Origin of the sequence: Pseudomonas sp. ICMP 3272 (assembly GCF_001466905.1) — a bacterium.
Lineage (GTDB): Bacteria > Pseudomonadota > Gammaproteobacteria > Pseudomonadales > Pseudomonadaceae > Aquipseudomonas > Aquipseudomonas amygdali.
The window spans coordinates 1-344 of the sequence record NZ_LKEK01000022.1 but is presented as its reverse complement, the minus strand read 5'-3'; the positions used below and the strand labels follow the sequence as shown (position 1 = coordinate 344).

Annotated in this window: 1 pseudogene; it reads left to right on the top strand. The window is 63.7% G+C overall.

The window, feature by feature from the left end:
• Positions 1 to 344: pseudogene (locus AO068_RS03130) on the top strand (hypothetical protein); the annotation flags it as partial.

The following is a 344-nucleotide window of genomic DNA, read 5'->3' as shown; positions in this document are numbered from 1 at the left end:
GTGCCGCGCAGTATTCGCGGTCAGGAAAACCCGCTGCATGCGGCGATGGCCAAGCTGCATGAGCCTGGCAGACGAGCGATCAACCAATGCACGGCCACGGTCCAGCGCGCGGTGGTCTGGCGGCACATGCTCAGTGCTCAGGACGCGCTGGTCGCCAGCCTTAAACAAAGTCCTGAGCCTTGAAGGTTTCGACTACGTGGCGGCGATGTATGAGTTGAGTCGGACGCTGGCGACTCTCGCGCTGCTGCCATCCAACGTCGATCCGCTGGCCCCCGGAGGCGACATGGTGGATGCGGTCACGGGGGTTGGGCTATGGGATCAGGCCGTGAGCCTTGGGCAGAAGT